Origin of the sequence: Rhodococcus sp. EPR-157 (assembly GCF_001647195.1) — a bacterium.
GTDB lineage: Bacteria > Actinomycetota > Actinomycetes > Mycobacteriales > Mycobacteriaceae > Rhodococcoides.
The window spans coordinates 1-4,975 of sequence record NZ_LVCV01000661.1 but is presented as its reverse complement, the minus strand read 5'-3'; the positions used below and the strand labels follow the sequence as shown (position 1 = coordinate 4,975).

4 protein-coding genes and 1 pseudogene are annotated in these 4,975 nt (G+C 62.6%); 4 read left to right on the top strand and 1 reads right to left on the bottom strand.

Annotated elements, in window-relative coordinates; all coding sequences use genetic code 11:
• The 3 genes from A2J03_RS27980 to A2J03_RS27970 form a co-directional block, all read left to right on the top strand.
• The coding region (locus A2J03_RS27980; protein WP_156520632.1) for a glycerate kinase family protein at positions 1–903 on the top strand (903 nt) is incomplete at its 5' end.
• Between the two features lie 103 nt (positions 904–1,006).
• On the top strand, positions 1,007–1,357 hold the full coding sequence (locus A2J03_RS27975; protein WP_068381011.1) for a HesB/IscA family protein: 351 nt from the start codon (positions 1,007–1,009) through the stop codon (positions 1,355–1,357).
• A 182-nt stretch (positions 1,358–1,539) separates the two neighbouring features.
• A complete protein-coding gene (locus A2J03_RS27970) occupies positions 1,540–2,514 on the top strand; it encodes a carbohydrate kinase family protein (RefSeq protein WP_068381008.1) in 975 nt (324 codons plus the stop codon).
• A 57-nt stretch (positions 2,515–2,571) separates the two neighbouring features.
• Here the strand turns inward: A2J03_RS27970 and asnB are convergent, their stop codons facing one another.
• Positions 2,572–4,497 carry an asparagine synthase (glutamine-hydrolyzing) gene (gene asnB, locus A2J03_RS27965; RefSeq protein ID WP_068381017.1) on the bottom strand — a complete coding sequence of 642 codons (1,926 nt, stop codon included), beginning with the start codon at positions 4,495–4,497 and terminating at the stop codon, positions 2,572–2,574.
• A gap of 230 nt (positions 4,498–4,727) precedes the next feature.
• Between asnB and A2J03_RS27960 the strand changes: the two are divergent.
• Positions 4,728–4,975, top strand: a pseudogene (locus tag A2J03_RS27960) (cytochrome c oxidase subunit II); the annotation flags it as partial.

The window sequence follows — 4,975 nt, the reverse complement described above, 5'->3', positions numbered from 1 at the left end:
ACACGTCTGGGCACGATGCAGGTTCTGGACGTCGACGGACCACTGGGTGACGCAGTCCGAGCTCGCTGGCTTCTCGACGGCTCCACCGCGTACATCGAAGCGGCAGCAGCGTGCGGTTTGAGTCTGCTGGGCGGGCCACCGACGACGCAGACCGCGCTGAAGTCGTCGAGCTACGGCGTCGGCCAACTGATCGCAGCAGCGCTGGCGGCGGATGGAGTCGACAGAATCTACGTCGGACTCGGTGGAAGTAGCTGTACCGACGGCGGCCGCGGCATGATCCGAGCGCTGGGTGGTCTGACCATGGCTGCGCAGAGTGTCCAGCACATCGACCTGGTGGCTGCGACGGACGTCGAGAACCCCCTCCTGGGCGAGGGTGGTGCGGCGCACGTGTTCGGTCCGCAGAAGGGCGCCGATTCGGACCTGGTCGAGATGCTGGAGGATCTCAATCGGGACTGGGCAACCGTCCTGGAGCTTCAGTGCGGCACGAACGTCGCAGAGTTGCCCGGTGCCGGTGCAGCGGGTGGGATCGGCGCTGCCCTCTTCGCCCTGGGCGGACGTAGCGAGTCCGGCGCATCTGTGGTGGCGGAGGTCACCGACCAGCGTGCTGTGCTGTCGTCGGTGGATCTAGTCGTCACCGGTGAGGGAAAATTCGACAGTCAGTCGCTGCGAGGCAAGCTGGTCACCCGTCTTGCTGCGGCTGGAGCCGGTTCGGGTGTCGAGACGATAGTCATTGCTGGTCAGGTGAAACTGGACCACGCGCAGCTGGAGTCCACCGGAATCGTGCGGGCGTATTCGGTCACCGAATTCGCCGGGTCGGTGGAGAAGTCGATGTCCGACGCCGAACATCAAGTGGAACTACTTGCGAAGCATGCAGCCGAGGAATACGCCGCAATCCGACGTTGATGGCCGGCAGGTGGACAGTCCGGCAGTTAGGACAGTGAGGAATATCCACATGCGGAGTACGGTTGAGACGTTCACGGGTTGGTACGACTGACAGGGAGAGCCCATGACCGTCTCGAACGAGACCATCACGCACAAGGTCACGATGACAGAAGCTGCGTCGTCGAAGGCCAAGGCGCTGCTGGATCAAGAAGGCCGCGATGACCTCGCGCTGCGCATCGCTGTTCAGCCTGGTGGCTGTGCAGGCTTGCGTTACCAGCTCTTCTTCGACGACCGTAGCCTCGACGGCGACCTCGTAGTGGACTTCAACGGAGTTACGCTCGCAGTCGACCGCATGAGCGCTCCGTACGTCGAAGGTGCATCCATAGATTTCGTGGACACCATCGAGAAGCAGGGATTCACGATCGACAACCCGAACGCCACAGGCTCGTGTGCCTGCGGTGATTCGTTCAACTGAGGTCGTAGCGACAGCACCCTCTGACCGGTATCCGCGCTTGCGGATACCGGTCAGAGTTGTGTGTACCTCGATTTGCTTGGCGGCGCCGCGGGCGGGGTACTGCGCAGTAGGATGATTGCTTTGCCAGACATTGCGCGCACCGACTGCTGTACAGCCGACAAAAAACCGAAAGGCTCAAGTACGTGACTCTCGCGGTATCGGGTTCGATCGCCACCGATCACCTCATGCGATTTCCGGGCAAGTTCGCCGACCAGCTGGTCTCCGATCAGCTGTCGAACATCTCGTTGAGCTTTCTCGTCGACGATCTGGTGATTCGCAAGGGCGGAGTCGGCGGAAACATCGCATACGCCCTCGGCGTGCTCGGTGGATCGCCGCTGCTGGTCGGAGCCGTCGGACCCGACTTTTCCGAGTACCGATCGTGGTTGGAGGCCAACGGCGTCGATTGCAGCGGTGTCCGCGTGTCGAGCACCGCGCATACTGCACGATTCGTGTGCACAACCGACGAGGACATGGCGCAGATCGCATCGTTCTACCCGGGCGCGATGAGCGAGGCCCGGGAGATATCGATCGGGGAACTCACGTCGAGCGATCCTCTGGAACTGGTTCTGGTCGGTGCGAACGATCCCGACGCCATGCTTGCCCACACCGAACAGTGTCGTGCCGCTGGAATCCCGTTCGCGGCCGACCCGTCACAGCAGTTGGCTCGTCTGAGCGGTGAGCAGGCGACGGAACTCATCGAAGGCGCTGCCTACCTTTTCACGAACGAGTACGAATGGGGTCTGCTCCGGCAGAAGTCGGGCTTGTCCGAGGCCGAGATCGCAGCGAAGGTCGGCGTTCGCGTCACGACCCTCGGGAAGTCTGGCGTCGATATCGTTACCCCCGACGGCGCACGCACGCATACCGCTGTCGTACCGGAAACCAGCAAGGTAGATCCGACGGGCGTCGGCGACGGCTTCCGCGCAGGTTTCCTCGTCGCACACCTCGCCGGAGCGTCGGTCGAGCGCGCAGCGCAACTCGGCTCGCTCGTGGCGGTGCTGATACTCGAGACGACTGGAACCCAGGAATGGACGTTCAACCGCGACGATGCGCTGAAGCGTCTCGGAGCAGCGTACGGATCGACTGCAGCCGAAGAGATCGGCGCGCTGCTACCTGCGTGACCTGACTGCCGAATGAAGGAACGGCCGTGGCACGTTCCTTCATTCGCAACAGGCTTCCTAGAGATCGACCGGGTAGGCCGGCTCGGCTATCTGCGGCACGATGCGCTTCTCGACGAAGATGCCGTGCCACACCATGAAGATGAGCACCGTCCACAACCGTCGGCTGTGGTCCGACTTGCCGTCGCGGTGCTCGTTGAGCATCGCAGTGATCGCGGCCTTGTTCAGGATGTGATCGGTCTCCGACTCGGCAATCTGCAGGTGCGCCCAGTCGAAGAGTTCCGTGCCGCGTAGCCAGTGTCGCAGGGGTACCGGGAAGCCGAGCTTCGCGCGGTGCAGCACGTGGCCCGGAACAATTCCCTCCAGCGACTTTCGCAATGCGTACTTCGTGGTGTCCTTGGTGATTTTCTGTTCCAGTGGCAACTTCTCCGCAACGGCGAACACCTCGGAGTCGAGGAACGGAACACGCAGCTCCAGCGAGTTGGCCATCGTGATCTTGTCCGCCTTGACGAGAATGTCGCCGCGTAGCCAGGTGAACAGATCGAGGTGTTGCATCCGCGCGACGGGATCCCAGCCCTCGGACTGCGCGTAGATGGGTGCCGTCACGTCCGTGTGGGTCCATTCGGGCCTGAAGTCACGCAGCACTGCTCTCAGCTGGGCGTCCCCGAAGCTGCGGGCGTTGCCGTAGTAACGCTCTTCGAGGGTCATCGAGCCTCGGTGGAGCAAGCTCTTGCCTCGGGTCCCGTCGGGGATCTTCTCACTGAGAGCGCCCGCGGCCCGTCGCAGACTCTTCGGGAGGTACTCGAACGGCTTGAGCGACAACGGTTCCCGATAGATCGTATAACCACCGAACAGCTCGTCGGCGCCTTCGCCGGACAGTACGACCTTGACGTGCTTGCGGGCCTCCTTGGCAACGAAATACAGCGGAACCAGAGCAGGGTCGGCGACGGGATCGTCCAGGTACCAGACGATTTCGGGGATCGATGCGGCGAACTCTTCGGGGCCGACGACTTTGACGACATGCCGTGCGCCGATGGCTGCGGCGGACTCGGCGGCGACGTCGACCTCCGAGTAGCCCTCTCGCTCGAATCCGGTCGTGAACGTGATCAGGTTCGGGTTGTGCCGCATCGCAAGAGCCGCGATAGCAGTCGAGTCGATCCCGCCGGACAGGAACGACCCGACCGTCACGTCGGCGCGCATGTGCTTGGCGACCGAGTCCTCGAGTGCCTCGGCGATCTCTTGGTAGCGGGAAGCCTCCGAGCGTGGTGCGAACGGCTCGACAGCGAACTTCGGTGTGAAGTAGCGCGTGATCTTCGGCGCCGTGCCGGGGGAGAGCGTCGCGTAGCACCCCGACTCGACTCTCCTGATGTCGCGATGGAGTGTCTCGGGCTCGGGAACGTATTGCAGCACCGTGTAGTGCTCGATGGCCCGTGGGTCGAGATCAGTTCCGATGCCGACGAGGCCTGTCAGTTCGAGCAGGCTCTTCTTCTCGCTGCCGAATGCGGTGCCTCCAGCTCCGGTGGCGATGAACAGTGGCTTGATGCCGAACGGGTCGCGGGCAAGGAACAGCTCACGTGTATCGGTGTCCCAGATCGCGAAGGCGAACATTCCACGGAGTCGACGTACAGCTTCGGTACCCCAGTAGTGGAACGCTGCGACGATCGGCTCACCGTCGCCTTCCGTGAGGAACTCGGCCCCGTGCTCGCGGCTCAACTCCTCGCGAAGTTCGAGATAGTTGTCGATCTCGCCGTTGAACGTCAGTGCATATCGGGTCGGGTTCTCCGGCGGACCCCAGCGCAGTGGCTGATGAGAGTGCTCGATGTCGATGATGGACAGGCGATTGAACCCGTAGATGACGTCGTCGTCGTGCCAGGTGCCCGGTTCGTCCGGCCCGCGGTGTCGCATGCAGTGCATGGCGGAAGAGACGAGGTCGACTCCCGCAGCGTCGGTACCGGTCGACGTCAGAACACCCAGTAGTCCACACACAGCGTCTACTACCTCGTTTCGCGATTGGGAGATGGTGCCGCCGTGTTGCATGGAGCACGCGTTGGTCACGCCCGTGGCGGCACGGAAAGTATCGAGTATGCCGCAGACACGGTCGACGAAACGCAGGCGACCCGACAGTGGTGTTGTGGCGGCTTTGGTCTACGCTGCGTAGTACTAGGGCATCCGCATGTGGAGGCCCTCATTCTTCAGTGGTGAGCGATCAGGAAGGCGTGAACGTGGCGCAGAGTCGGATCCTTCGGCGAGCTGGGCTTGCAGCATTTCTCGGCGTAGCCGCGTTGCTGCTCTCCGGCTGTTCCATCGACAATGATGTCCTTCGCTTCGGCTTCCCGTCGGGCATTACTCCCCAGGGTAGGTCGATTCGCGAATTGTGGACGTGGTCCGTGGTGGCCGCCCTGATCATGGGCATCATCGTGTGGGCACTGATCTTCTGGGTGGTCATCTTCCACCGGAAGAAGAA